Origin of the sequence: Streptomyces sp. CB02414 (genome assembly GCF_001905385.1) — a bacterium.
Classification (GTDB): domain Bacteria; phylum Actinomycetota; class Actinomycetes; order Streptomycetales; family Streptomycetaceae; genus Streptomyces.
Window position 1 is genome coordinate 327,723 of sequence record NZ_LIPF01000005.1, and the last position, 23,228, is coordinate 350,950.

At 73.2% G+C, this 23,228-nt stretch carries 26 protein-coding genes; 17 read left to right on the plus strand and 9 right to left on the minus strand.

What is annotated here, in order from left to right; all coding sequences use genetic code 11:
- Positions 1-13: 13 nt before the first annotated feature.
- Genes AMK11_RS18525 through AMK11_RS18540 form a run of 4 tightly spaced genes read left to right on the plus strand, consistent with a single transcriptional unit; the run spans position 14 to position 2,308 of the window.
- Entirely contained in the window at positions 14-457 is a 444-nt protein-coding gene (locus AMK11_RS18525; RefSeq protein WP_073729036.1) for a PPC domain-containing DNA-binding protein, read from the plus strand.
- On the plus strand, positions 454-876 hold the full coding sequence (locus AMK11_RS18530) for a CBS domain-containing protein (RefSeq protein WP_073728504.1): 423 nt from the start codon (positions 454-456) through the stop codon (positions 874-876). The genes AMK11_RS18525 and AMK11_RS18530 overlap by 4 nt, the downstream gene beginning before the upstream one ends.
- Before the next feature lie 32 nt (positions 877-908).
- Positions 909-1,253: a DUF6343 family protein gene (locus AMK11_RS38165; RefSeq protein WP_073728505.1), complete on the plus strand. Its 345-nt coding sequence runs from the start codon at positions 909-911 to the stop codon at positions 1,251-1,253.
- Positions 1,254-1,291: 38 nt separating this feature from the next.
- On the plus strand, positions 1,292-2,308 hold the full coding sequence (locus tag AMK11_RS18540) for a sigma-70 family RNA polymerase sigma factor (RefSeq protein ID WP_073728506.1): 1,017 nt from the start codon (positions 1,292-1,294) through the stop codon (positions 2,306-2,308).
- Positions 2,309-2,320: 12 nt separating this feature from the next.
- On the opposite strand, the gene AMK11_RS18545 is transcribed toward AMK11_RS18540, so the two are convergent.
- Together AMK11_RS18545 and AMK11_RS18550 are read right to left on the minus strand one after the other, a co-directional pair.
- Positions 2,321-3,748: an FAD-dependent oxidoreductase gene (locus tag AMK11_RS18545; protein WP_073728507.1), complete on the minus strand. Its 1,428-nt coding sequence runs from the start codon at positions 3,746-3,748 to the stop codon at positions 2,321-2,323.
- Between the two features lie 32 nt (positions 3,749-3,780).
- The gene (locus tag AMK11_RS18550) at positions 3,781-5,004 is read right to left on the minus strand and encodes a polysaccharide pyruvyl transferase family protein (RefSeq protein ID WP_073728508.1); all 1,224 of its coding nucleotides are present in this window, start codon (positions 5,002-5,004) and stop codon (positions 3,781-3,783) included.
- A 204-nt stretch (positions 5,005-5,208) separates the two neighbouring features.
- Between AMK11_RS18550 and AMK11_RS18555 the strand changes: the two genes are divergently transcribed.
- Positions 5,209-6,174, plus strand: a complete 966-nt coding sequence (locus tag AMK11_RS18555) for a TerC family protein (protein ID WP_073728509.1) — start codon at positions 5,209-5,211, stop codon at positions 6,172-6,174.
- Between the two features lie 68 nt (positions 6,175-6,242).
- Here the strand turns inward: AMK11_RS18555 and AMK11_RS18560 are convergent, their stop codons facing one another.
- Entirely contained in the window at positions 6,243-6,806 is a 564-nt protein-coding gene (locus AMK11_RS18560; protein WP_073728510.1) for an NAD(P)H-dependent oxidoreductase, read from the minus strand.
- Positions 6,807-6,951: 145 nt separating this feature from the next.
- Here AMK11_RS18560 and AMK11_RS18565 point away from each other — a divergent pair, with 145 nt between their 5' ends.
- Entirely contained in the window at positions 6,952-7,620 is a 669-nt protein-coding gene (locus AMK11_RS18565) for a TetR/AcrR family transcriptional regulator (RefSeq protein ID WP_073729038.1), read from the plus strand.
- 100 nt (positions 7,621-7,720) lie between these two features.
- Positions 7,721-8,755, plus strand: a complete 1,035-nt coding sequence (locus AMK11_RS18570) for a LacI family DNA-binding transcriptional regulator (RefSeq protein ID WP_073728511.1) — start codon at positions 7,721-7,723, stop codon at positions 8,753-8,755.
- 16 nt (positions 8,756-8,771) lie between these two features.
- Here the strand turns inward: AMK11_RS18570 and trxA are convergent, their stop codons facing one another.
- Positions 8,772-9,170, minus strand: a complete 399-nt coding sequence (gene trxA / locus AMK11_RS18575; protein ID WP_073728512.1) for a thioredoxin — start codon at positions 9,168-9,170, stop codon at positions 8,772-8,774.
- Between the two features lie 120 nt (positions 9,171-9,290).
- Here trxA and AMK11_RS18580 point away from each other — a divergent pair, with 120 nt between their 5' ends.
- Positions 9,291-10,727 carry a dihydrolipoyl dehydrogenase family protein gene (locus AMK11_RS18580; RefSeq protein ID WP_073728513.1) on the plus strand — a complete coding sequence of 479 codons (1,437 nt, stop codon included), beginning with the start codon at positions 9,291-9,293 and terminating at the stop codon, positions 10,725-10,727.
- Between the two features lie 190 nt (positions 10,728-10,917).
- Here AMK11_RS18580 and AMK11_RS18585 read toward each other — a convergent pair whose 3' ends face one another.
- Complete coding sequence (locus AMK11_RS18585) at positions 10,918-11,568, minus strand: peptide deformylase (protein WP_073728514.1); 651 nt, start codon at positions 11,566-11,568, stop codon at positions 10,918-10,920.
- A 139-nt stretch (positions 11,569-11,707) separates the two neighbouring features.
- Between AMK11_RS18585 and AMK11_RS18590 the strand changes: the two genes are divergently transcribed.
- Entirely contained in the window at positions 11,708-13,129 is a 1,422-nt protein-coding gene (locus tag AMK11_RS18590; RefSeq protein ID WP_073728515.1) for a PepSY-associated TM helix domain-containing protein, read from the plus strand.
- A 72-nt stretch (positions 13,130-13,201) separates the two neighbouring features.
- Here the strand turns inward: AMK11_RS18590 and AMK11_RS18595 are convergent, their stop codons facing one another.
- Complete coding sequence (locus AMK11_RS18595; RefSeq protein WP_073728516.1) at positions 13,202-13,549, minus strand: tetratricopeptide repeat protein; 348 nt, start codon at positions 13,547-13,549, stop codon at positions 13,202-13,204.
- 174 nt (positions 13,550-13,723) lie between these two features.
- Between AMK11_RS18595 and AMK11_RS18600 the strand changes: the two genes are divergently transcribed.
- The 3 genes from AMK11_RS18600 (at position 13,724) to AMK11_RS18610 (ending at position 16,838) form a co-directional block, all read left to right on the plus strand.
- Entirely contained in the window at positions 13,724-15,088 is a 1,365-nt protein-coding gene (locus AMK11_RS18600; RefSeq protein ID WP_073728517.1) for an APC family permease, read from the plus strand.
- Between the two features lie 199 nt (positions 15,089-15,287).
- Positions 15,288-15,827 (plus strand): DUF2269 domain-containing protein, encoded by a 540-nt coding sequence (locus AMK11_RS18605; protein WP_079187526.1) that lies wholly within the window; start codon positions 15,288-15,290, stop codon positions 15,825-15,827.
- A 9-nt stretch (positions 15,828-15,836) separates the two neighbouring features.
- Positions 15,837-16,838, plus strand: a complete 1,002-nt coding sequence (locus AMK11_RS18610) for an NADPH:quinone reductase (RefSeq protein WP_079187527.1) — start codon at positions 15,837-15,839, stop codon at positions 16,836-16,838.
- A 6-nt stretch (positions 16,839-16,844) separates the two neighbouring features.
- Here AMK11_RS18610 and AMK11_RS18615 read toward each other — a convergent pair whose 3' ends face one another.
- Positions 16,845-17,645 (minus strand): thioesterase family protein, encoded by an 801-nt coding sequence (locus AMK11_RS18615; RefSeq protein WP_073728519.1) that lies wholly within the window; start codon positions 17,643-17,645, stop codon positions 16,845-16,847.
- 211 nt (positions 17,646-17,856) lie between these two features.
- Here AMK11_RS18615 and AMK11_RS18620 point away from each other — a divergent pair, with 211 nt between their 5' ends.
- The 4 genes from AMK11_RS18620 (at position 17,857) to AMK11_RS18635 (ending at position 21,237) form a co-directional block, all read left to right on the plus strand.
- Complete coding sequence (locus AMK11_RS18620; protein ID WP_073728520.1) at positions 17,857-18,087, plus strand: DUF2945 domain-containing protein; 231 nt, start codon at positions 17,857-17,859, stop codon at positions 18,085-18,087.
- Between the two features lie 6 nt (positions 18,088-18,093).
- Positions 18,094-18,426, plus strand: a complete 333-nt coding sequence (locus AMK11_RS18625) for a DUF3140 domain-containing protein (RefSeq protein WP_073728521.1) — start codon at positions 18,094-18,096, stop codon at positions 18,424-18,426.
- A gap of 60 nt (positions 18,427-18,486) precedes the next feature.
- A complete protein-coding gene (locus tag AMK11_RS18630; protein WP_073728522.1) occupies positions 18,487-18,993 on the plus strand; it encodes a MarR family winged helix-turn-helix transcriptional regulator in 507 nt (168 codons plus the stop codon).
- Positions 18,994-19,143: 150 nt separating this feature from the next.
- A complete protein-coding gene (locus AMK11_RS18635) occupies positions 19,144-21,237 on the plus strand; it encodes an MMPL family transporter (protein WP_073728523.1) in 2,094 nt (697 codons plus the stop codon).
- Positions 21,238-21,253: 16 nt separating this feature from the next.
- Here the strand turns inward: AMK11_RS18635 and AMK11_RS18640 are convergent, their stop codons facing one another.
- Complete coding sequence (locus tag AMK11_RS18640; RefSeq protein ID WP_073728524.1) at positions 21,254-21,679, minus strand: TIGR03618 family F420-dependent PPOX class oxidoreductase; 426 nt, start codon at positions 21,677-21,679, stop codon at positions 21,254-21,256.
- Positions 21,680-21,763: 84 nt separating this feature from the next.
- A complete protein-coding gene (locus AMK11_RS38170) occupies positions 21,764-21,979 on the minus strand; it encodes a hypothetical protein (RefSeq protein WP_073729042.1) in 216 nt (71 codons plus the stop codon).
- Between the two features lie 214 nt (positions 21,980-22,193).
- Here AMK11_RS38170 and AMK11_RS18650 point away from each other — a divergent pair, with 214 nt between their 5' ends.
- Positions 22,194-23,195 (plus strand): mechanosensitive ion channel family protein, encoded by a 1,002-nt coding sequence (locus tag AMK11_RS18650; protein ID WP_073728525.1) that lies wholly within the window; start codon positions 22,194-22,196, stop codon positions 23,193-23,195.
- The last annotated feature ends 33 nt before the right edge of the window (positions 23,196-23,228 follow it).

A 23,228-nucleotide genomic window follows, 5' to 3' on the forward strand; every position in this document is an offset into this window, starting at 1 on the left:
GTACCCGGCGGGCATGAAGTGGCGACAGGTGCAGGACGGACCGTCCGCGGTGTACGTGGTGGTGCTCGACCCCGGCGAGGACGCGGTCGCCGAGCTCACCGCCTTCGCCCGCGACCGGTCCCTCGGGGCGTCCCAGGTGACCGCCGTGGGCGCCTTCTCGGAGGCGGTCGTCGGCTGGTTCGACCGGCAGGCCAAGGACTACCGGCACATCCCGGTGGACGAGCAGTGCGAGGTGCTGTCCCTGATCGGGGACATCGCCGTCGCCGACGAGGGACCCGCCCCGCACCTGCACGCCGTACTGGGCCTGTCCGACGGCTCCACCCGCGGCGGACACCTGCTGTCCGGCCGGGTCTGGCCGACGCTGGAGGTCGTCGTCCGGGACAGCCCGGCGGACCTGGCCAAGACCCACCGCCCCGAGATCGGACTGGCCCTGATCGACCTGGAGGCGCGACCATGACACGGATACGAGACGTGATGTCACCCGCCCCCGTGGCCGTCGAGCCCATGACCACGGTGACGCGGGCGGCCCGGCTGATGCGCGAGGAGGACGTCGGCGACGTCCTGGTGACCTACGACCGCGACCTGTTCGGCGTGCTCACCGACCGCGACATCGTGCTCCGGGGCGTCGCCGACGGCCGCGACCCCGACACCACCACGGTCGGCTCGGTGTGCTCGCCCCCGCCCGTCGTCACCCTCGGACCGGACGACACGACCGACCGCGCGGCCGAGCTGATGCGGCACCACGCCGTCCGGCGGCTCCCGGTCGTCGAACAGGGCGGTGTCCCGGTCGGCGTGGTCACCCTAGGCGACCTCGCCGCCGCCGACGACCCGCACTCCGCCCTGGCGGACATCAGCAGGGCCGCACCCGGCCACTGAACTCGCCGGACCGGTCACCCAGGAGGCACGGCATGAACGACCGGCGTCACTCCCACGGGGCCACTGACTCCGCCTCCCGGGCGCGGTCCGGCGCGTTCGGCCGCCGCCACCCGCGCACCGGCACCGAACCGGTCACGGCACAGAGCCCGCTCGGACTCCGCCTGGTGCTGTCCGCCCTCTTCCTGCCGCTGTTCCTGGCCGGCGCCGCATACTTCGCGGTGTGGGCCGCGGACGCGGGCCCCGGGGACAGTCCCGGACGCGGCAGCCTGGTCGTCCTCGCCGTCGTGTGCGCGGCGTTCGCCCTGCTGGCGGCGGCGGACCTGATGGTCGTACTGCGCAGGATGCGGCACGAACGGACCGGGGCGGTCCCGCACTGAACCCGAGAACCCGAGGAGGGGACGGAGGAGGAAGCGACATGGCTCCCCTGGCACGAACCCCCGCGGCCGGCACCGAGGACCGCCGCGCCCCCGCCCGCACCGCGCGGCTGCGCAGCCGCATCCCGGAACCCGATGAGGAACCCGACCTGCTCGGCCAGTACCTGGCCCAGATCGGCGCCACCCCGCTGCTGACCGCCGAGGACGAGGTGCGGCTCGCCAAGCGCATCGAGGCCGGCGTCCGGGCCATGGAGGAACTGGAGTCGGCCGACACCGGCGAGCCCGCCCCCACTCCCGGACGGCGCCGCGCCCTGAAGGAGACCGTGCACGACGGCCAGGCCGCCAAGGACCACATGGTGCGGGCGAACCTGCGGCTCGTGGTGTCGATGGCCAAACGGCACGCCCACCGCGGACTGCCCCTGCTGGACGTCATCCAGGAGGGCAACCTCGGTCTGATCCGGGCGGTGGAGAAGTTCGACCACACCAAGGGCTTCAAGTTCTCCACGTACGCCACCTGGTGGATCCGCCAGGCCATCGAGCGGGGCCTGGCCACGCACGCACGTACGGTACGGCTGCCGGTGCACGTCGTGGAACAGCTGCAGAAGCTCGCCAAGGTCGAACGGAAGCTGAGGGCGGGCCTCGACCGCGAACCGACCGCCGACGAGGTGGCCGCCGAGAGCGGCATCGACGGGGACAAGGTCGTCTGGCTGCGCCGCGTCGGACGGGACGCCGTCAGCCTCGACACCCCGGTCGACGAGACCGGGGAGACCGTCGTCGGCGACCTCATCCCCGACAGCGAGGTGCTCCAGGCCCCCGAGGTCGCCGAGTTCCAGGCGCTGGCGGCGGAGCTGCGGGAGGCCGTCGGCACCCTCGCGCCCCGCGAGGCGATGATCCTCAGTCTGCGCTACGGCCTGCACGACGGCCGCCCGCGCACCCTGCACCAGGTGGCCCAGCACGTGGGCCTGACCCGGGAACGCGTCCGCCAGCTGGAGAAGGCCTCCCTCGACCACCTGCGCGCCCCCGAGACCCGGGACCGCCTGCTGGACTGGGCGAGCTGACGGGGCGGGGCGTCAGGTGCGCAGCCGGGCCCCCTGCCGCAGCAGCTCGTGCTGGACCATCCGGTAGGGCAGGCCGCGCGGCCCGCGACCGTGCCGGACGGTCAGCGCCGCGCACACCCCGGCCGCGTGACCGGTCGCCATCGCGATGGGCATGACCCGGTACGACGAGTGCGCCACGTGCGTGCCGGAGATGCAGCGCCCGGCCACCAGCAGTCGCTCCGTGCCCCGGGGGAGCAGGCAGCGCAGCGGGATGTCGTAGAAGCTGCCCTGCGGGACCCGCTTGAGGACGGTGCCGGAGCCGCGCGGGTTGTGGATGTCGACCGGGTAGGCGCCGTGCGCGATCACGTCCGGGAAGGTGCGCGCGGCCAGGATGTCGTGGCCGGTCAGCTGGTAGTCGCCGAGGACGCGCCGGCTCTCCCGCACACCGATGTGGGTGCCGCTCTGCACCACGTACGACTCCTCGAAGCCCGGCACGCGGGTGCGCAGGAAGCGGTCGATCTGGGCCAGCTGGCGCCGGGCCGTGTACTCGGCGCGGGTGAGGTCCCAGACGCTGGTGCCCAGCACGCGGTTGACCCGGGTGCTGTTGATCGCGACCTCGCGCGGGTGCGGGGTGGCGAAGAAGAGGATGTCCTCGCGCGGCAGCCGCAGCTCGCCGGCGGCCCTGGCCTCCTCGATCAGGTCCCACAGGCCGTGCACACCACGCCACTGGTCGGGATTTTCCCGCACGTAGTCGGCGAAGTCCGGCCGGGAGAAGTCGGCGACGCGGAACATCAGCGTCATCGGCTGCACCAGCCCGTCCTCCGGCCTGCCGATCTCGTACGGCGCCCCGCAGGCGGTCGCCACGTCGCCGTCGCCCGTGCCGTCCACGACCACCCCGGCGTCGATCACCACCGGCCCCGACTTGGTCTCGAACACCACCCGCCAGCCGGAGCCGTCGTCCAGGGGCAGCGCGCCGGACGCGAACGAGTGGAAGAGCATCCGCACCCCCGCCTCGTCCATCATCTCCAGCAGGGAGAACTTGAAGAGCTCCGGGTCGAAGGGGACCGTGTACCCGGTCTTCGGGGAGGGCGGAAGGCAGCCGCCCCGGCCCATCAGCCGGTCGAGCAGCTGCCAGAGCACGCCCGCGACGACCGGCTCGCCCTCGCCGTGGTCGGTGGGCAGCAGCCGGGAGGTGTCCCCGGCCTCGGTGAACGCCGCCTGCTTGTGCTCGTTGTGGAACGACATCAGCGGCATCACCAGCGCCGCGGTCGCGTTGCCGCCGAGGAACCCGTACCGCTCGACCAGGACCACGTCGGCCCCGGTGTCGGCCGCGCCGATCGCGGCGGCGAACCCGGCGGGGCCGCCGCCCACCACCAGCACGTCGCACCGGCCCCCGTGCCGGGCGGACCGCGGCGGCAGCGTGACCTCACGGGGTTCGCGGGGCTCTTCCAGGACCGGCATCGCTCTCCTCGCGGGTGTCGCTTTCCGTGGGTTCAGGCGTGCAGGGGGCGCGGCTCGACGGCGTACGGCGCGTACCCGGCCGCCCGGGAGCCCGCCGGAGCCCTGCCCTCGTCGAGGCTGTCGAGCAGCGAGCCGCAGCGCACGCAGGTCTCCCGGGCCGCCGCGGACAGCTCCCGCATCCGCGACCGCAGGTCGTCCCGGCGGTTCGGGTACTCGTCCCACATCCGGTCCACCTCCGCCAGCAGCAGACCGGCCTGCTCCCGCGCGACGCCCACCAGCGCAGGGGCGCCCAGCCGGCGCGCGAAGTCGAAGACCTTGCCGGAGTACGGCAGCGGCAGCACCGGCACCCCGCTGAGCGCCGCGAAGATCACGAAGTGCAGCCGCATGCCGACGGCCACGTCCAGGTGGCGCATGAAGCCGAGGACCTGCCCCGGGCTGTAGTCGCCGTGCAGGATCCGGCCCTTGTCCGGTGCCGTCATGTGGGACAGCACGGCGTGCGCGTGCCGTACGTCGTGCCGTTCCATCGGCAGGAACACCACGTGCGCGTCCAGCCGCCGCACCAGGAAGTCGGCGACGTCGGCGAGGAGCGCGTGGTAGTCGCCCTCGTCCAGCTTCTCGGCGGCCCGGCCCGGTTCGCGCACCGACATCCCCACCAGCCGGGCGCCCGAGGGAATGCCCTCGTCGCGCATCATGGCCTCGGTGAACGCCTCCGGCCCCAGCAGCAGGGCCGGATCGGCGGTGACCGTGACCTCGCGCTCCAGCCCGACCTCCTCCAGCACCAGCCGGGACTCCTCGTCCCGCACCACGACGTCGTCCATGTCCGCCAGTACGGTGCGCACCGCGTCCCGGTCCTCGGCGTCCGTCAGCGGCCCGGCGCCGACGGCGTACGCGAAGGTCGGCACGGACCGGGTCTGCGCGGCGCGCACCAGCCGCAGATAGCGCCGGGCCTCGCCGTCGTAGAGGATGCCGCCGCCGCCCAGCACCAGCAGGTCCAGGCCGGGCAGCACGTCCAGGACGTGGTTGCGGCTGACGCCCTCCCAGGGCACCACCTCGTCGGCGTCGGGGTGATGGGCGCGGGTGTGCTCCGCGTTGCGGCTCATGACGACCAGGCGGGCGCCGGGCCGCTGGGCGCGCAGACAGCTCAGGACGCAGGTGAGGATCGCCTCGTCGCCGGTGTTGAAGCCGCCGTAGGAACCGAGTACGCCGATGCGCGGGCCCGGCGGGGCGGGCTGCGGAGGGGAGGGGGCAGTGGTCATCCGGGGGCTCCCGTCGGATCGGAGTGGGCCGGCCCGCCGGCCACGGTGCGCGGTGCGCGCGGTGCGCGGATCGTGCGGATCGGGTGGATCAGGCAGATCGGGCACGGTGCCGGGTTGCCTGCGCCGCCTCGCGGAAACACCCTGTCCAAGAACCTGTCCGTGGTCCGGCCCCCGTTTTCCTCCTCCACCGCATCAGGAGCACCAGTGAACGTTTCGCTCACGGTCTGGCTGCTGACCGTCGCGGGCCTGTGCGTCCTCGTCGCCGCCGACTTCTTCATCGGCCGCAAGCCGCACGACGTGTCGATCCGGGAGGCGGGGATCTGGACGGCCGTCTGGGTGGTCCTGGCCTGCCTCTTCGGCGTGGGGCTGTGGGTGGCCGCCGGCGGCGCCCCGGCGGGCGAGTTCTTCGCCGGCTACATCACCGAGAAGTCGCTCAGCGTCGACAACCTCTTCGTCTTCGTCCTGATCATGGCCAAGTTCGCGGTGCCCTCCCAGTACCAGCAGCGGGTGCTGATGGTCGGCGTCATCGTGGCGCTGGTGCTGCGCGCCGCGTTCATCGCGGCCGGCGCGGCGATCATCTCGGCCTTCTCCTGGGTCTTCTACATCTTCGGCGCCTTCCTGATCTGGACGGCCTGGAAGCTCGTCCAGGACGCCCGCAAGGGCGGGCACGACGAGGAGTACGAGGAGAACAAGCTGCTGAAGTCGATCGAGCACCGTTTCGGGGTCGCCGACCGCTATCACGGCACCAAGCTGTGGATCGAGGAGAACGGCAAGCGCGTCATGACGCCGATGCTGGTCGTGATGCTGGCGATCGGCTCCACCGACGTCCTGTTCGCCCTGGACTCCATCCCCGCGATCTACGGCCTGACCCAGGACCCGTACATCGTCTTCACGGCCAACGCCTTCGCCCTGATGGGCCTGCGCCAGCTGTACTTCCTCATCGGCGGCCTGCTGAAGAGGCTGGTCCACCTGTCCTACGGGCTGTCGGTCATCCTCGGCTTCATCGGCGTGAAACTGGTGCTGCACGCCCTGCACGAGTCCGGGGTCCACGTCCCCGAGATCGGCATCCCGTTCTCCCTGGGCTTCATCGTGCTCGTCCTCGCGGTCACCACGGTGACCAGCCTGGTGGCGGCGAGGAAGCAGGAGGAACGTGCGGCTCCCCCGGACTGACGCCGCCCGGACACACGTCGGGACCGGAGCCGTGCGCGGCTCCGGTCCCGTGGGCGTGCGGCACTCCGTCAGGCGGCGACGGCCTCGTCGGCGTGGCCGAGCAGCCGGGCGACGACCTCGGTCAGCTGGGCGGCGACCTCGGTGTCGTCGGCCGGGTGGGTCTCGGCGAAGCGGGTCACCGAGCCGGGGATGGACAGCTTGATGTCCTCGATCACCTTGCCGCCGGCGATGCCCACGGCCTTGCGGGTGTCGTCCTGCGCCCACACGCCGCCGTACTGGCCGAACGCGGTGCCGACGACGGCGGCGGGCTTGCCGGCCAGCGCGCCGGCGCCGAACGGACGGGACAGCCAGTCGATGGCGTTCTTCAGGACGGCCGGCATGGTGCCGTTGTACTCGGGCGAGAAGTACAGGAAGGCGTCGGCGGCCTGGGCGGCCTCGCGCAGCTTCACGGCGGCGGCCGGGACGCTGCCCTCCACGTCGATGTCCTCGTTGTAGAAGGGGATGTCGGCCAGTCCCTCGAACAGCTGCACCTCGGCGCCCTCCGGCGCGAACTTGGCGGCCGCCTCGGCGAGCTGGCGGTTGTGCGAACCGGCGCGAAGGCTGCCGACGAGCGCAAGGATGCGGACAGACATGAGTACTCCCACTGATGGCGCAGGCGCTGCGGGCGCAGACGCTGCTGAAACACTGCCGTAACGATCCGGACCGAGGTCCGTTTAATTTCTAACATCCCAAACGGACCGCGGTCCAATTTTCTTCCCGATGCTCTACGCTGGCTTCATGTCCGCCGCCCCGCCGCCCTTCCCGAAGCCCGAGGAGACCGTCGGCCCGCCCGAGCTGCCGCTGCTCGGCACGGAGGCCGAGGAGGACGAGCCCTGCCTGCGCGCCGACGCCGCGCGCAACCGGGCGAGGCTGCTGGAGGCCGCCGCACGGCTGGTCGCCGAGCACGGTGCCGCCGCCGTCACGATGGAGGCGGTGGCCGCGGCCGCCTCGGTGGGCAAGGGCACGGTCTTCCGCCGCTTCGGCGACCGCACCGGCCTGCTCATGGCACTCCTCGACCACTCCGAGAAGAAGTTCCAGGCCGCGCTCCTCGGCGGACCGCCGCCCCTGGGGCCCGGCGCCCCGCCCGTCGAGCGGCTGCGCGCCTTCGGCTGCGCGATGCTGCGCCGCTCCATCGACGAACTGGAACTCCAGCTGGCCGCCGAGCCGAGCGCCGAACGCCGCTACACGTCCGCACCGCGCCGTTTCCTGCGCGGCCACGTGGCGCTGCTGCTGCGGCAGGCGGTCCCGGACGCGGACAGCGAGCTGCTCTCCCACACCCTGCTGGCGTACCTGGACGCCGCCCTCGTCCACCACCTCACCGAACAGTGCGGGGTGCCCCCGCAGCGGCTGCGGGAGGGCTGGCTGGACCTGGTCGCACGGGTGACCCGCACCGAGACCCCGGCCTGAGCCGGCCACCGGCCCGCCCCGGAACGGGAGTTCGTCCGGTCCGGACGATGCCGCCCCGCCCGGCACGCCCCGCGCGGCCTCTGCCAAGATGCCGTACGTCATGGTGCAGATACCGAAACCGCCCGCCCCCGAGTCCCTCGCACCGCGCTCCGTCCCCACGAGCGCCGATGTGGCCCGCCTGGCCGGAGTCTCGCGCGCGACCGTCTCGTACGTCCTCAACAACACCAGCGCCGTCCGGATCAGCGAGCCCACCCGCCGCCGCGTCCGCGAGGCCGCCAGGGAACTCGGATACGTGCCGCACGCCGCCGCCCGCTCCCTGCGCGCCGGGCACAGCCGGACCGTCCTGATGCCCGCGCCGTCCTTCCCGGCCGGCCCGCTCTACAGCCGCTTCTTCGGTGAACTCCAGGGAGCCCTCGGCCGCCTCGACTACACCGTCGTGCAGTACGGCGGCGACGGCCTGTACGGCGACGAGGCGGCCCGCGCCTGGGCCGAGCTCCGCCCGGTCGCCGTCCTCGTGCCCGGTGCCGGCCTGGGACCGCGAGGTGTGGAGATCCTCAAACGCTCGGGCGCCCGCGCGGTCGTCACCCTCGGCCCCGACGCCGTCGAGGGGGCGCACGCCCTGCTCATGGACCACGAGATCGTCGGGCACAGCGCGGTCCGCCACCTCCGCGAGCGCGGACACCGCGGGATCGGTGTCGTCGTGCCCACCGAGGACGGCCTGGAAGTCTTCTCCGCGCCCCGCCTGGCCGGCGCTCGCCGCGCCGTGCGCGACACCGACGCCACCGTCACCGAACTGCCCCTCGCCTACGACGAAGCGGCCGCCGCCCGGCTGGCCGCCCGCTGGGACTCACTCGGCGTCGACGCCGTCTTCGCCTACAACGACGAGTACGCGATGCTGCTGATGCGCGCCCTCCAGGACGAGGGCGTCCGCATCCCCGGCGACACCGCCGTGATCGGCGCCGACGACCTGATGCTGGGGCGCCTGCTGCGGCCCCGGCTGAGCACCGTCCACCTGGAGCTGCCCTCCGGCCGGGACCTGGCCGCGCTGGTCGACCGCGCGGTCCACGACCCCGGCGCCGCGCCCGAGCGCCACGAGGTGCTGGGCGCGGCGGTGGTCCACCGGGAGTCGAGCTGACCGTGTCCTACTGGTCCTACTGGCCGGGCTGACCGTCCTGCCCGCCGGCCTGCGCCTGCTGCTCGGCGACCGCCTTGCGGACCTCGTCCATGTCCAGGTTCCGGGCCTGGCCGATGACGTCCGTCAGCGCCGCCTCGGGCAGCGCGCCCGGCTGCGCGAACACGGCCACCTGGTCGCGGACGATCATCAGCGTCGGAATCGACTGGATGCCGAAGGCCTGCGCCAGCTCCGGCTGCGCCTCGGTGTCCACCTTGCCGAACACGAGGTCGGGGTTGGCCTCGGCGGCCTTCTCGTAAACAGGCGCGAACTGCTTGCACGGACCGCACCACTCCGCCCAGAAATCGATCAGGACGAACTCGTTGTCCGTGACCGTCTGGTCGAAATTGTCCTTGGTGAGCTCAATGGTGCTGCTCATGGTGTGACCCTCTTCCTGGGTTCGGGTGCGTAAACCGTCGGCACAACACTGCCGACCTGGTGGGTATTCCGCGCACGTACCCATGTGGCCACGTCGCACACCACCCACCAGACTGACCCCATGACGCAATCGGATTCCATCGCGTACGACGTCGTCGTGATCGGCGCGGGCCCCGTGGGGGAGAACGTCGCCGACCGCACCCGCGCGGCCGGACTGACCACCGCGATCGTGGAGAGCGAACTGGTCGGCGGCGAATGCTCCTACTGGGCGTGCATGCCCAGCAAGGCCCTGCTGCGCCCCGTCATCGCCCGCGCGGACGCCCGCCGCCTGCCCGGCCTGAGCGGGCCGGCCCGCGAGCCCCTGGACGCCACGGCCGTCCTCGCCCGCCGCGACGAGTTCACCTCCCACTGGAAGGACGACGGCCAGGTCCAGTGGGTCGAGGGCATCGGTGCCGACCTGTACCGCGGGCAGGGGCGGCTCGCCGGACCGCGCACGGTCGAGGTGGCCGCGCCCGACGGCACCCGCCGCACACTGACCGCCCGGCACGCCGTCGCCGTCTGCACCGGCAGCGGCGCCTCCCTCCCCGACCTGCCGGGCCTCGCCGAGGTGCGCCCCTGGACCAGCCGCGAGGCCACCAGCGCCGAAAGCGCGCCGGGACGGCTCATCGTGGTCGGCGGCGGAGTCGTCGCCGTCGAGATGGCCGCGGCCTGGCAGGCCCTCGGCTCCAGGGTGACGCTGCTGGTGCGCGGCGACGACGGGCTGCTCGCCCGCATGGAGCCGTTCGCCGGTGAACTGGTCGCCGACGCGCTCACCGAGGCCGGCGTCGACATCCGCACAGGTACGTCCGTGGAGTCCGTGGTCCGAGAGAACGGCACCGTCGTCGCCGTCACGGACACCGGCGACCGCGTCGAGGCCAACGAGATCCTCTTCGCCACCGGCCGCGCGCCCCGCACCTCCGACATCGGCCTGGAGACCGTCGGCCTGGAACCCGGCACCTGGCTCACCGTCGACGACAGCCTCCGGGTGGAGGGCCACGACTGGCTCTACGCCGTCGGCGACGTCAACCACCGCGCGCTCCTCACCCACCAGGGCAAGTACCAGGCCCGTATCGCGGGCGCCGCCATCGCCGCCCGCGCCTCGGGCGAACCGGACCTGGAGTCGGACCCGTGGGGAGCGCACGCCGCCACCGCCGACCACGACGCCGTGCCCCAAGTGGTGTTCACCGACCCCGAAGCGGCGTCCGTCGGTCTCACCCTCGCCGAGGCCGAGCGGGCCGGGCACCGGGTCCGCGCCGTCGACGTCGACCTCGCGACGGTGGCCGGCGCGAGCCTCTACGGCGACGGCTACAAGGGGCGCGCCCGGATGGTCGTCGACCTGGAGGACGAGATCGTCCGAGGCGTCACCTTCGTGGGCCCCGGAGTCGGCGAACTGATCCACTCCGCGACCGTCGCCGTCGCGGGCCAGGTACCGATCAGCCGCCTGTGGCACGCGGTCCCGTCCTACCCGACGATCAGCGAGGCCTGGCTACGCCTGCTGGAGACCTACCGCGACAACTGACCGCCCAGTCCCCCCGCGTAGCTGCGGGCAGCCGTGCCGCTGGGGCGACACGGGTGGGCGGTGGGGGTCCCCCCGCTCGAGCGAAGCCGAGAGTGGGGGAGGCACCCCGCACCGCCGGGCTGCGCACCCACCCCCTACCCCAGCGGCACCCCGCACCGCCGGGCGGCGTCACGCCCCCCGCAGCCGCCTCTCAAATACCCGGCAGCCCGAACCCCAGCTCCCCCGCCGCCCGCTCCGGCGTAACCTGCCCCCACCACCGAGCCATCGCCCGCGACGAAGCCAACGACCTCGTCTCCGCCCGGTCCAGATACAGCACCCCGTCGAGATGATCCGTCTCGTGCTGCACGATCCGCGCCGGCCACCCCGAGAACACCTCGTCCACCTCCCGCCCCCGCTCGTCCCGCGCCCGCAGCCGCACCCGAGCGTGCCGCGCCACCACCGCCTGCCAGCCCGGCACGCTCAGACAGCCCTCGTAGAACGCGGCCCGGACGTCCCCGACGGGCTCGTACGACGGATTGACCAGCACCCGGAACGGCTGCGGCACCCGCCCCCGGGCCACCCGCACTTCCTGGGGCACTGTCGCCGGGTCCTCGATCACCGCGATCCTGAGCCCCACCCCCACCTGCGGCGCCGCCAGCCCGACCCCCGGCGCCGCGTGCATGGTCAGCCGCAGCGCCTCGACGAACCGTGCCAGCAGCGGCGGCGCCAACTGCCCGTCGAACGGCTCGGCCGTGCGCCGCAGCACCGGGTCACCGGCCTCGACGATCGGCAACGGCCCGTCGGCACAGAGCAGTTCCTCCACACGCTCGGCAAGAGGCGTGCGGCCACTCGGAGTTCCCATCGCGCCAGGATGCCACGGCGCTCACCACCCACCGTCACCGCCACTGTGACGCACGCCACTTCGTGGCGGGGGAACCTCACGCGCACCGGACCCGACCACTGGGACCACCCCGTCCCCACGACGCCCCGGAGCGCCATCGATGACGACCACCTCCCCGACCCCCACGGACGAGGCCCCAGGACCGGCGACCCCGCCGCCGAGACCCGGCGGATGGTCCACGCTGCGTCCGCTCGTGCTGCGCCTGCATTTCTACGCGGGCCTGTTCGTGGCCCCCTTCCTGCTGGTCGCGGCGGCCACCGGTTTCCTCTACGCCGCCTCGTTCCAGGCCGAGAAGCTGGTCTACGCGCACGAGCTGACCGTCCCGGACGTCGGCGACCGCAAACTGCCCGTCTCCGAGCAGGTCGCCGCCGCCCGCCAGTCCCACCCCGAGGGCACGGTGTCGGCCGTACGCCCCTCGCCGGAGGACGACGCCACCACCAGGGTGCTGCTGTCCGGCGCCCCGGGCGTGGACCCGGACCACACCCTCGCGGTCTTCGTCGACCCCTACACCGCCGAGGTGCGCGGCGCGCTGGAGCAGTACGGCTCGACCGGCGCGCTACCCCTGCGCACCTGGATCGACGAGTTCCACCGGGACCTGCACCTGGGCGAACCCGGCCGCCTGTACAGCGAGTTCGCCGCCAGCTGGCTGTGGGTGATCGCGGGCGGCGGCCTGGTGCTGTGGTTCTCCCGCCGCCGGGCCCGGCGCAAGCTGCGCGGCACCAGCGGCCGGCGTCGCACCCTGGGCCTGCACGGCACCGTCGGCGCCTGGGTCGCGGCCGGCTTCGTCTTCCTCTCGGCGACCGGCCTGACCTGGTCGACGTACGCCGGCGCCAACATCGAGGAGCTGCGCGTCTCGCTCGGCCAGACCACCCCGTCCGTGCCGGCCTCGGCCGCCGGGGGCGGCGAGCACGCGGGCCACGGCGCGGCGGCGGGCGCCGGCGGGGACGCCGCGCACGGGGTCGGTCTGGACAAGGTCCTGGCCGCCGCGCGCGCCGAGGGTCTGGGCGACCCCGTGGAGATCGTCCCGCCCGCCGACGCGTCCTCCGCCTACGTCGTCAAGCAGGTGCAGCGCAGCTGGCCCGAGAAGCAGGACTCGGTCGCCGTGGACCCGGCGACCGGCGAGGTGACCGACGTACTGCGCTTCGCCGACTACCCGGTGCTCGCCAAGCTCAGCCGCTGGGGCATCGACCTGCACACCGGCAGCCTGTTCGGGCTGCCCAACCAGATCGCCCTGATGCTGCTGGCCGCCTGTCTGGTCCTGCTCATCGTGTGGGGCTACCGCATGTGGTGGCAGCGTGGCCGGGGCTCCGCCTTCGGCCGCCCGATCCCGCGCGGTGCGTGGCAGCACGTCCCGCCGGCGCTGCTCGTCCCGCTGCTGGCGGCGGTGGCCGTCCTCGGCTGGTTCGTGCCGCTGCTCGGCATCCCGCTGGCCGTGTTCGTCGCGGTCGACGTGGTGCTGGGCGAGGTCGCCCACCGGCGGAGGCGCCGGACCGGCGAGGGGAGCGCGGCGGTGAAGGGCTGAGCGGACGGGCGAAGCGGTGAGTACGGCACCGTACTCACCGCTTCCCCTCCCCGTTCACCGCGGCGCGGTCGCTCAGAGTCCCGCGAAGTCGCCGGACAGGGCGGCGGCGATCCGCAGGTGCGTGTCGGCCTCCTCCTGCCGCCCCTGCCGTTCGAGCGTGCGTCCCAGCATCAGCCGGGCGTACTGCTCGACGGGGTCCCGCTCGACGAGGATCCTCAGCTCGGCCTCCGCGCGCCGCAGTTGGGCCGAGTGGTAGTAGGCGCGGGCCAGCAGCAGCCGCGGTCCGCTCTGCTCGGGCACCTCCTCGACCAGCCCGCCGAGGACCCGCGCCGCGGCGGCGTAGTCCTTGGCGTCGAAGAACATGCCCGCGCGCTCCCAGCGCTCCGCCGGCGTTCCGTGGTCGTAGTACGTCGTGTCCACTCGTGACCTCCTTCGGACTGCTGCAACCGAAACCAGTGGTTGAACATTCCACCACGCGCGGGGCGGGCTCGCCGGGCGGTCTGCTTCCGATTGCAGTATGCGAGGGCATGTCCCGGTGGATCACCGGGCAGGGGAGAGGTTGTTCAGCGCCGAACACCTCAGGAGGGAGCGTCCGTGGCCACAGGCGGAAAGGGTGCCACTGCCGTGCCGGAGGGCGCCGACGGCACTCCGTTGCACCGGGCCCTCGGTCCCAAGCTGCTGATCCTCTTCGTGGTCGGCGACATCCTCGGTACCGGCATCTACGCCACCACCGGCCAGGTCGCGGGCAAGGTCGGCGGGGCGCTGTGGCTGCCCTTCGTCATCGGTTTCGTCGTGGCGATCCTGACGGCGGCCTCGTACGTCGAGCTCGTCGGCAAGTACCCGAAAGCGGCCGGGGCCGCGCTGTACACCCAGAAGGCGTTCCAGGTTCCCTTCCTCACCTTCATCGTCGCCTTCATGGTCATGTGCTCCGGCCTCTCCTCGGCGAGCGCGGCGGCCCGCGCCTTCAGCGGCGACTACCTCGGCGAGTTCACGGACTTCTTCCCGCCCACCCTCGTCGCGATCCTGTTCATCCTCGCCCTGGCGGCCCTGAACCTGCGGGGCGTGTCCGAGTCGGTGAAGACCAACGTGGTCCTCACTCTGGTCGAGCTGACCGGCCTGTTCGTCATCCTCGCCGTCGGTGCCTGGGCGGTCCTCAGCGGGGAGGGCGAGCCGAGCCGGCTCGGCGAGTTCCAGGCGGGCGGCACCGGCTACGCACTGCTCACCAGCGTGCTGGGGGCCACGGCCCTGGGCTTCTTCGCCTTCGTCGGCTTCGAGGACTCCGTCAACATGGCCGAGGAGACCAAGGACCCCGCGCGCACCTTCCCGCGGGCCATCTTCACCGGCGTCGCCGTCACCGGGACCATCTACGTCCTGGTCGCCCTGGTGTCCTCGCTCCTCGTCGACTACCGCGTCCTGGAGGACTCCAGCGGCCCGCTGCTGGAGGTCGTCAAGGCCGGCGGCCTGGACTTCCCGCCGAAGCTCTTCGCGCTGATCGCCCTGTTCGCGGTCACCAACTCGGCGCTGATCAACATCATGATGGCCTCCCGGCTCTGCTACGGCATGGCGAACGAACGCATCCTGCCCCGTGCCCTGGGCCGAGTCCTCCCCAGGCGCCGCACCCCCGTCGTCGGCATCGTCTTCGTCTCCCTGCTCGCCATCGGCCTGGTCTCCACCGGGGAGATCGCGGGCCTCGGCGACACCACGGCCTTCCTGCTCCTGTGCGTCTTCGCCGTCGTCAACATCGCCGTCCTGGTGCTGCGCCGCGACCGCGTCGCGCACGAGCACTTCCGTACGCCGACCGTCCTGCCGGTGCTGGGCGCGATCACCTCCCTGATCCTGGCCAGCCCGCTGTCCGACCGCCCCACGCACGTCTACGTGCGGGCCGGCGTGCTGCTGGCGATCGGGATCGGACTGTGGGTGCTGAACAAGGCGGTGATGAAGGCACGCCGCGAGACCTGAGCAGGCGGCTCGCCCACGGCCGCGCCGCCGGCCGGCCGTACGGAGGCCTTGCTGATGCGCCGCAGCCCCTCGTACGGCCGGAACGGCGGGGCACGGTGCCGGACGTACGTGCCTCGCCGTGTCCTGCGCCCGCGTCGGTATACGCGGTTACTCCCGTCGCGGGACGCCCGGGCGGCCGTCGCCCGGCACCGTGGGCGGTGTGAAACTCAGCCGTCCCGCACGCCGGGTCTCTCTCGTCGTCCACGTCGTCGCCTCCGCCGGCTGGCTCGGGCTCTCGCTCGGACTGCTGGCGCTCGGACTCACCGCCGCCACCACCGCGTCCCCGGCGGCCGTGGAGGCCGGTGTCCGCGCCATGAAGCTCTTCGCCGACTGGCTCCTGCTGCCGCTCGCGTTCCTCACCCTCGTCAGCGGTGTGGTGCTGGCCCTGGGGACTCCCTGGGGGCTGGCCCGGCACCGGTGGGTGTTCACGAAGTTCTGGCTCACGCTGGCCACGACGACCGCCACCGTCTTCGCGCTGCGCCCCGGGGTGAACGCGGCCGTGACCGAGGTCGCCTCGGGCGGGACGCTCCCCGACGCGGGCGACGTGCTGTTCGGGCCGGTCGTTTCGCTGTCCGCCTACGTCTTCATGACGGTGATCTCGCTCCTCAAGCCCTGGGGCCTCACCCGGCGCGGCCGCAGGCTGCGCGCGGCGGCCACACCCGTCGGCCGGCAGGCTGCGACGCCGTCGGCCCGTTCGTAGCATGAGGCCATGACCGGCCAAGTCCCCGACGTCATGCGCGCGGCGTACATCGACTCCGTCGGCCCGGCAGGCCACATCCGTCACGGGGAGCTGCCCGTGCCGGCGGTCGGTCCCACGGACGTGCTCGTGCGGGTCGGGGCCGTCGCCGTCAACCCTGTAGACACCTTCGTACGCTCCGGCGCGTACGCTACGCCGCTGCCCTTCCCCTTCGTCGTGGGCCGGGACCTGGTGGGCGAGGTCGCCCTGGCGGGCCCCGGCGCCGCCGGCTTCACCCCCGGGCAGCGCGTCTGGTGCAACAGCCTCGGGCACGGGGGCCGGCAGGGCTCCTGCGCCCAGTACGCGACGGTCGCCGCCGAACGGCTCTACGCCGCCCCGCCGGACATCGCCGACGAGGATCTCGTGGCGGCGGCGCACCCGGTGGCGTCGGCCTGGCTGGCGCTGTTCCGGCACGCCCGGCTCGGGGCGGGGGAGACCGTGTACGTGGGCGGCGGCGCCGGGAACGTCGGTGGTGCCGCCGTGGCACTGGCGGCGCGGGCCGGGGCCCGCGTGGTCGCCACCGCGCGGGCCGAGGACGCCGAGGCGGTACGGGTCCTGGGCGCCGCCGAAGTCCTCGACCACCGCGCCCCCGACCTCGGCGAGCAGGTGCGCCGGGCCGCCCCCGACGGCTACGACGTGCACCTGGACACCTCCGGGCACGCCGTGCTCGCCGACTCCGTGGAGGCGCTGGCACACGGCGGGCGCCTGGTCGCGATGGTCGGACTGGGCGGCGGGGCCACCGAACTGCCGGTGGGGCGGCTCTACACCAGGGACGCGAGCATCGTGGGCTTCGCCATCAGCAACGCAACGACCTCCGACCTCGCCGACGCGGCGGACGGCGTGCTCCGCCTCCTGCGGGACACCCCCTGGCGCCCCCGCGTCGCCGACCGGCTGCCGCTGTCGATGACGGCGGAGGCCCACCGCCGGCTGGAGGCCGGCGAGGTGCGCGGCCGGCTGCTCCTCACGCCTTCGTGACGGAGCTCACGGCTGCGGCCGGACGGTGAGCATCTGCTGGGCGTGGCCCACGGGGCCGTCCAGATCGTGCAGCACCGTGCTGGTGACGCCCTGGCCGGTGGGGCCGAAGACCACGGTGGTGTCGAGGCCCGTCCAGCGACCGCGCGGCGCGCGGTGCAGGTGCAGGGTCAGGTCGACGTTCGGGAACATCCACTCCGCGGGCGACTGCCGCACCGCTATCCCGTTGGCCGTGTCGACCAGTGCCACGTAGGACGCCAGCGGGCTCGCCGTCTCGCCGGCGACCAGGTCGGTGCCGGTGGAGACCCAGGCGGTGGTGCGGCCCAGGCGGGGCGGGGCGAGCGGGCGTACGTCCAGGGAGGCGATGTAGCCGCCGGGCCACTGGGCGGCCATGGGCCAGGGCGCGAGGTCGTGCGGCGGGGTGAGCGGGTCCGCGGCACCCGCGGCGACCGCTTCCGTGTCCACGTCGGCGAGCAGCCAGGCCCTGGCCCGCGTCACCGAGCGGCCCGCGATGAACACGGTGGCCTCGACCAGCTCGATGGTGCGGCCGGGCCGGACGGTCTCCACCCGTATCTCGCACTCGTCCAGCGCCGGCCGGCCGAGGATGTCGAAGCTGATCCGGCTCAGCGACATGGCCGCACCGGCACGTCCGGCCAGATGGCGGTCGACGGCGTGGACGATCAGACCCCCGAGCGGGCTGAAGTGCTGCTCGTCCGCGCTCCACGCGCCGCCGGCGTGCGGGGTGGGCTTGTAGCGGTGCTCGTCGATGCGCTCGTAATAGCTGTCCGGGGTGGCTGTGCTGGTGTTCAACGGGCTGCTCCTGGAACGGCGGCGATGACGGGCGAGGCGGTGGACGGCGGCACCGGGGCCAGGATAGTTCGGCCGTGAACAACGGTTCCGCCGCCCCCGTGGCGCCCGCCCCGTCCGAGTGGTGCGACCCGCGCACGGGGCCCACGCTGTGGAGGAGCCGGAAGAAGCGCGCACGGCGAGCACCCGGCACCGCGAGCGAAGGAGCACCGAGATGGCGAAGAACCGCGACGACGGCGACGGCCTCGAGAAGGGCGACAAGGTCGCCTGGAGCACCCACGGCACGGAGACCGAGGGCAAGGTGGAGAAGAAGATCACCGAGCGGACCGAGGCCGCGGGCCGCACCGTCGACGCCTCCTCCGACGACCCGCAGTACCAGGTCCGCAGCGACAAGTCGGGCAAGCCGGCGGTGCACAAGCCGTCGGCGCTCAAGAAGAAGAAGTGAGGCGCCGTGGACGCCGATGAGCGGAAGAAGACCTGGGACGAGTTCCGCGAGCTGGTGAACATGACACCGGCCGACCTGGAGAAGTGGCTGGCCTCCGACCGGTCGCGGGAGGCCGGTCAGCACAAGGACGGCGGAGAGTCCACCGGGCACGCCTCCGGACGCCGCATCGTGGACATCCTGCGGACCAAGAAGGGCGACCTCTCGGACGACGACCACCAGCACATGCGCAAGGTCGTCGGCTACATCCGCCGCCACCTCGCCCAGCGCCCCTCGGGCGACGTCGAGGACACCCGCTGGCGGTACTCGCTCATGAACTGGGGCCACGACCCGCTGGCCTGACCGGAACACCTCCCGGGCGGTCCGCACGGTGACCTCTCGGCCCTTCTATACGCTGATCGCGTGGCGACAGCGAACCAGCGCGGACAGCACGCGAGCGAGCGGGGGACCGGCACCGGGCCCGAGGCCGGCGACCTCCAGGCCCTGGCCGTGCAGTTGCGGCGGATGAACGGCGAGATCAACCGCCTCGTGCAGAGCTTCGCCGGCACTCACGGTCTGCACGCCACCGACGTCCAGGCGCTCGCGGCGATCCTCGACGCGCGCGAGCCCATGACGCCGGGGCGGCTGCGCGAGCACCTGGGCCTCACCTCCGGCGCGGTGACGGCGTGCGTGGACCGCCTGGAGCGCGCGGGGCACGTCCGCCGGGTACGGGAGAGCGCCGACCGCAGGGTCGTCCACCTGCACTACGTGCCCGACGCACGCGCCGCGGCCCGCACCTACTTCCGTCCGCTGGCCGACGCGGCGGCCGCCACCCGCGCGCGCTTCGACGACGCCGAACTGGCGGTCGTGCTCCGCTTCCTGGCGGCGCTGAACGAGGAACTGGGTCTGGTGCGGTCGGAGGACCGCTGATTTCCCGGCGCGTGGCGCATCCGCCGGACGGGCCCGGGCAGTAGTAGGCATGTCACGACACGGACTGCGACCCTCAATTAGTTCAATCATTGAGATTGTTTATGATCGAGCTACTGTGACCGAGACCTGATACCAGGAGACCTGAACCCGATGGCCAACCCCTCCCGACGGGCCCGCTGGCTCGTCCCCCTCGTCCTGCTCCTGGTCTGGCTCGGCATCGGCGGCACGCTCGGCCCGTACGCCGGGAAGCTCGGCGAGGTCGCCACCAACGACCAGGCCGCCTTCCTGCCCCGCAGCGCCGAGTCGACGCAGGTCATCGATGCGCAGAAGGCCTTCCAGCAGGACGAGACCCTCCCGGTGATCGTCGTGTGGACGGCGGACGACGGGGGCTCCGCCGCGGGGCACCGGGACGAGGCCACGCGCGCGGTCGCGGGCCTGGAGGGCGAGCCCGGCGTCGTCGGCCCCGCCTCCCCGGCCGTGCCCTCGCGCGACGGCGAGGCCCTGCAGGCCGTCGTCCAGGTCGAACCCGGCCTCGGCGACCGCCTGCCCGACGTCCTGGAGCGCATCGACGAGGCCGCCGGTCAGGTGTCCGGCACCCGGGCACAGCTCGCCGGACCGGCCGCCTCCCAGGCCGACCTCTCCGACGCGTTCTCGGGCATCGACGGACTGCTGCTCGGCGTCGCCCTGGTCACGGTGCTGGTGATTCTGCTGCTCGTCTACCGCAGCGTCCTGCTGCCCCTGGTGATCATCATCAGTGCCGTGTTCGCGCTGGGCCTGGCCTGCGCCGTCGTCTACGCCCTCGCCGACCGCGACGTCGTCCGTGTCGACGGGCAGGTCCAGGGCATCCTCTCCATCCTGGTCATCGGCGCCGCGACCGACTACGCCCTCCTGCTCACCGCCCGCTTCCGCGAGGAACTGCCCCGCCACCCGGACCGCTTCGCCGCCGCCCTCGCCGCACTGCGCGCCTCCTGGGGAGCCGTCGTGGCCAGCGCGGCCACCGTCGCCCTCGGGCTGCTGGCCCTGCTGCTCAGCGACCTGACCAACAACCGCGCGCTCGGACCGGTCGGCGCCATCGGCATCGTCTGCGCGGTCCTGAGCACGCTCACCTTCCTGCCCGCCGTCCTGGTCCTGCTCGGCCGGGCCGCCTACTGGCCGGCCAAGCCCGTGCGGGCCGGCGACCCGGAGGCCGGCCACCGCCTGTGGCACCGCGTCGCCGAACGGGTCGACCGCACCCCGCGCCGCATCTGGGCGATCTCCCTGGCCGCGCTGGTCGCCTGCGCCGCCTTCGCGCCGACCCTGACCGCCAAGGGCGTGCCGCTGGACGAGATCTTCGTCAACGACGCCCCCTCGGTCGCCGCCCAGCAGACCCTGGCCCGGCACTTCCCGGGCGGCTCCGGCAACCCGGCGGTGATCATCGCGGACGCCGACCGGCTCGACCCCGTCCTCGACGCGGCCCGCGACACCGAGGGCGTGGCGTCCGCCGACGCGGTGACCACCTCCGGCCGTCCCTCGGGCGGCGAGCCGGAGGTGGTCGACGGGCGGGTGCGGATCGACGCGACGCTGCAGGCGCCGGCCGACAGCGACGCGGCCAAGGACACGGTGGCCCGGCTCAGGACGGCCGTCCACGACGTGCCCGGCGCGGACGCGCTGGTCGGCGGCTACACCGCCCAGCAGTACGACACCCAGCGCACCGCCGAGCACGACCGCACGCTGATCGTGCCCGTCGTCCTCGCCATCATCCTGGTCATCCTGATCGTCCTGCTGCGGTCCCTGCTGATGCCGCTGCTGCTGGTGGCGACGGTGGCCCTCAACTTCGTGGCCACCCTGGGCGTCTCCGCGCTCGTCTTCACCCACGTGTTCGGCTTCAGCGGCACGGACGCCTCCGTCCCGCTGTACGGGTTCGTGTTCCTGGTCGCCCTGGGAGTGGACTACAACATCTTCCTCATGTCCCGGGTCCGGCAGGAGTCGCTGGAGCACGGCGTGCGGGAGGGCATCCTGCGCGGGCTGACCGCCACCGGGGGCGTCATCACCTCGGCCGGTGTCGTGCTCGCCGCCACCTTCGCGGCCCTCGGGGTGATCCCGCTGGCGTTCCTGGTGCAGATCGCCTTCATCGTGGCCTTCGGCGTGCTCCTGGACACGCTCGTGGTGCGCTCGCTGCTGGTCCCGGCGCTCGCCCGTGACCTCGGCGCCGTCGCGTGGTGGCCCAGCCGCCTCGGCCGCCGCACACCGGCCCGGACCGAGTGACGGACTCCGCGTCGGGTCAGGCCTCCGCGGCCCGCGCGAGGGGGCGCACGGTGCCGAGGTAGCGCCGTACGGCGATCTCGACGACGACCCGCTCCGGGTTCGCCCGGGGCGGGCGGTAGCGGTCCGCGTACCGGGTCTCGGCGTCGCGGACCGCCTCGGCGTCGTACCGCACGGTCGCCACGCCCTCGAGGGTGGACCAGCGCCTGCCGTCCACCTGGCTCACGGCCACGACGGGGGACTCCGCCCGCTCGACGTTGCGCACCTTCGCGGTGCCCCGGCTCGTGATGATCCGTGCGGTGCGGGTGGCGTGGTCGTAGGTCACCCCGACCGGGACCAGGTGCGGGGTGCCGTCGGCGCGCCGCGTCGACAGGAAGCACACCCGGCGCTCCTGCCAGAAGGCCACGAACCCGGCGTCCTCGTCGGGCAGTTCCCCGGTGTCCATTCACTCTCCTCGCCCGAGTCGCGCGCCGCTGTCACGCGCTGCGTCCACCTCGGACACGTCCCCACCCTACGACGCACGCGGACGTCAGGCGGCGTGCCGGCCCGGTGGGCGGCCCTCCCCGGCCTCTTCCGGGCGCCGGGCCGAAGAGGCCTCGTCCCTGCCGCCCGGGAGGAGCCGCAGGTGGCGGCGCCGGGCGTGCCGGGGCGGCTCCGGATCGCCGAAGAGCCGGTCCTCCAGGCACGTCATGGCGAACAACAGCAGCCCCAGACCGGGCAGCAGCAGGACGGCAACGGTGACCACGCCGCAGGTCCCCCCTCCGCTGTGGACGATTCCGTTCCGGGTGCCCGGGCAGGCGCCCGTGATGGGCCGGTGGCGCGTGAGGATGGTGCAACGGTCGGACATAAAGGGCACGTGGGGAAAAGGTGATGAGTGCGCCGGGCGTCATGTTCGGGGTGTCCGTGGGTAGGGGGGCCCGACGGCGAACACAATCCCCGAGAACGGAGCACCTCAGCCGATGTCGCACACCGCACCACCCACCGGACCGGGTACGGACGCGCAGTTGGCGGCCTCGTGGTCGGACTGGATCGGCGACCACACCGAGGCACTGATCGGGATCCCGCTGCGCATCGCGCTCATCGTCGTGGTCCTGCTGGTGCTGCGCGCGGTGGCCAAGCGGGCCATCACCCGGGTCGTCCAGCGCGTGCTGGAACCGTCGCCCGGCGAGACCGAGAGCAGCCGGCCCCGGCGCACGAACCGTGGGGCCGCGGTACTGCACCGCGACCGCTCCCGGGCACGGCAGCGCCGCGAACAGCGCGCCCGCACCATCGGCTCCGTCCTCAGCAGCGCCGTGACCATCGTGCTCTTCATGGTCGGCGTGGCCATGGTGCTCGAACAGGTCGGCATCGCCCTGGGACCGTTGCTGGCCAGCGCCGGCGTGGTGGGTCTCGCGATCGGCTTCGGCGCGCAGAGTCTGGTCGCGGACTACCTGTCCGGCCTGCTCATCATGATCGAGGACCAGTACGGCGTCGGCGACTCGGTCGACCTCGGGGAGGCCGTCGGCGAGGTGGAGCACGTCGGTCTGCGGCTGACGCACGTCCGCGACCTCAACGGCGGCCTGTGGCACATCCGCAACGGCGAGATCCTGCGCGTCCGCAACGACAGCCAGGAATGGGCGCGTGCCGTCCTGGACGTCGCCGTGGCCTACGACGCCGACCTCGACACGGTCCACCGCGTCCTGGAGGACACCGGCCGAGCCCTGCGCCAGGACCCGGACTTCGCGGACGTGCTGCTCGAGGACCCGGCGGTGTGGGGCGTGCAGTCCCTGGACGCCGACGGTGTCCTCGTGCGGCTCGCGGTCAAGACCGTGCCGCTCCAGCAGTGGGGCGTCACCCGCGAGCTGCGCCGCCGGGTGAAGGACGCCCTGGACGAGGCGGGCATCGACATCCCCTTCCCGCAGCGGACGGTGTGGATGCGCACGGACGCCGGGAAGCCCGGGGTCGACGCGATGTCGCGCTGACGCCGGGCGCGGCTTGCCGGAACGGCAAAGATC

Coding starts and splice junctions, on each gene's coding strand:
- AMK11_RS18585 (WP_073728514.1), bottom strand. CDS start 11,568: ATGGGAACTCCGAGTGGCCGCACGCCTCTTGCCGAGCGTGTGGAGGAA.
- AMK11_RS18570 (WP_073728511.1), top strand. CDS start 7,721: ATGGTGCAGATACCGAAACCGCCCGCCCCCGAGTCCCTCGCACCGCGC.
- AMK11_RS18620 (WP_073728520.1), top strand. CDS start 17,857: ATGGCGAAGAACCGCGACGACGGCGACGGCCTCGAGAAGGGCGACAAG.
- AMK11_RS18590 (WP_073728515.1), top strand. CDS start 11,708: ATGACGACCACCTCCCCGACCCCCACGGACGAGGCCCCAGGACCGGCG.
- AMK11_RS18525 (WP_073729036.1), top strand. CDS start 14: ATGAAGTGGCGACAGGTGCAGGACGGACCGTCCGCGGTGTACGTGGTG.
- AMK11_RS18540 (WP_073728506.1), top strand. CDS start 1,292: ATGGCTCCCCTGGCACGAACCCCCGCGGCCGGCACCGAGGACCGCCGC.
- AMK11_RS18565 (WP_073729038.1), top strand. CDS start 6,952: ATGTCCGCCGCCCCGCCGCCCTTCCCGAAGCCCGAGGAGACCGTCGGC.
- AMK11_RS18635 (WP_073728523.1), top strand. CDS start 19,144: ATGGCCAACCCCTCCCGACGGGCCCGCTGGCTCGTCCCCCTCGTCCTG.
- AMK11_RS18530 (WP_073728504.1), top strand. CDS start 454: ATGACACGGATACGAGACGTGATGTCACCCGCCCCCGTGGCCGTCGAG.
- AMK11_RS38165 (WP_073728505.1), top strand. CDS start 909: ATGAACGACCGGCGTCACTCCCACGGGGCCACTGACTCCGCCTCCCGG.
- AMK11_RS18560 (WP_073728510.1), bottom strand. CDS start 6,806: ATGTCTGTCCGCATCCTTGCGCTCGTCGGCAGCCTTCGCGCCGGTTCG.
- AMK11_RS18650 (WP_073728525.1), top strand. CDS start 22,194: ATGTCGCACACCGCACCACCCACCGGACCGGGTACGGACGCGCAGTTG.
- AMK11_RS18610 (WP_079187527.1), top strand. CDS start 15,837: ATGACCGGCCAAGTCCCCGACGTCATGCGCGCGGCGTACATCGACTCC.
- AMK11_RS18545 (WP_073728507.1), bottom strand. CDS start 3,748: ATGCCGGTCCTGGAAGAGCCCCGCGAACCCCGTGAGGTCACGCTGCCG.
- AMK11_RS18640 (WP_073728524.1), bottom strand. CDS start 21,679: ATGGACACCGGGGAACTGCCCGACGAGGACGCCGGGTTCGTGGCCTTC.
- AMK11_RS18550 (WP_073728508.1), bottom strand. CDS start 5,004: ATGACCACTGCCCCCTCCCCTCCGCAGCCCGCCCCGCCGGGCCCGCGC.
- trxA (WP_073728512.1), bottom strand. CDS start 9,170: ATGAGCAGCACCATTGAGCTCACCAAGGACAATTTCGACCAGACGGTC.
- AMK11_RS18580 (WP_073728513.1), top strand. CDS start 9,291: ATGACGCAATCGGATTCCATCGCGTACGACGTCGTCGTGATCGGCGCG.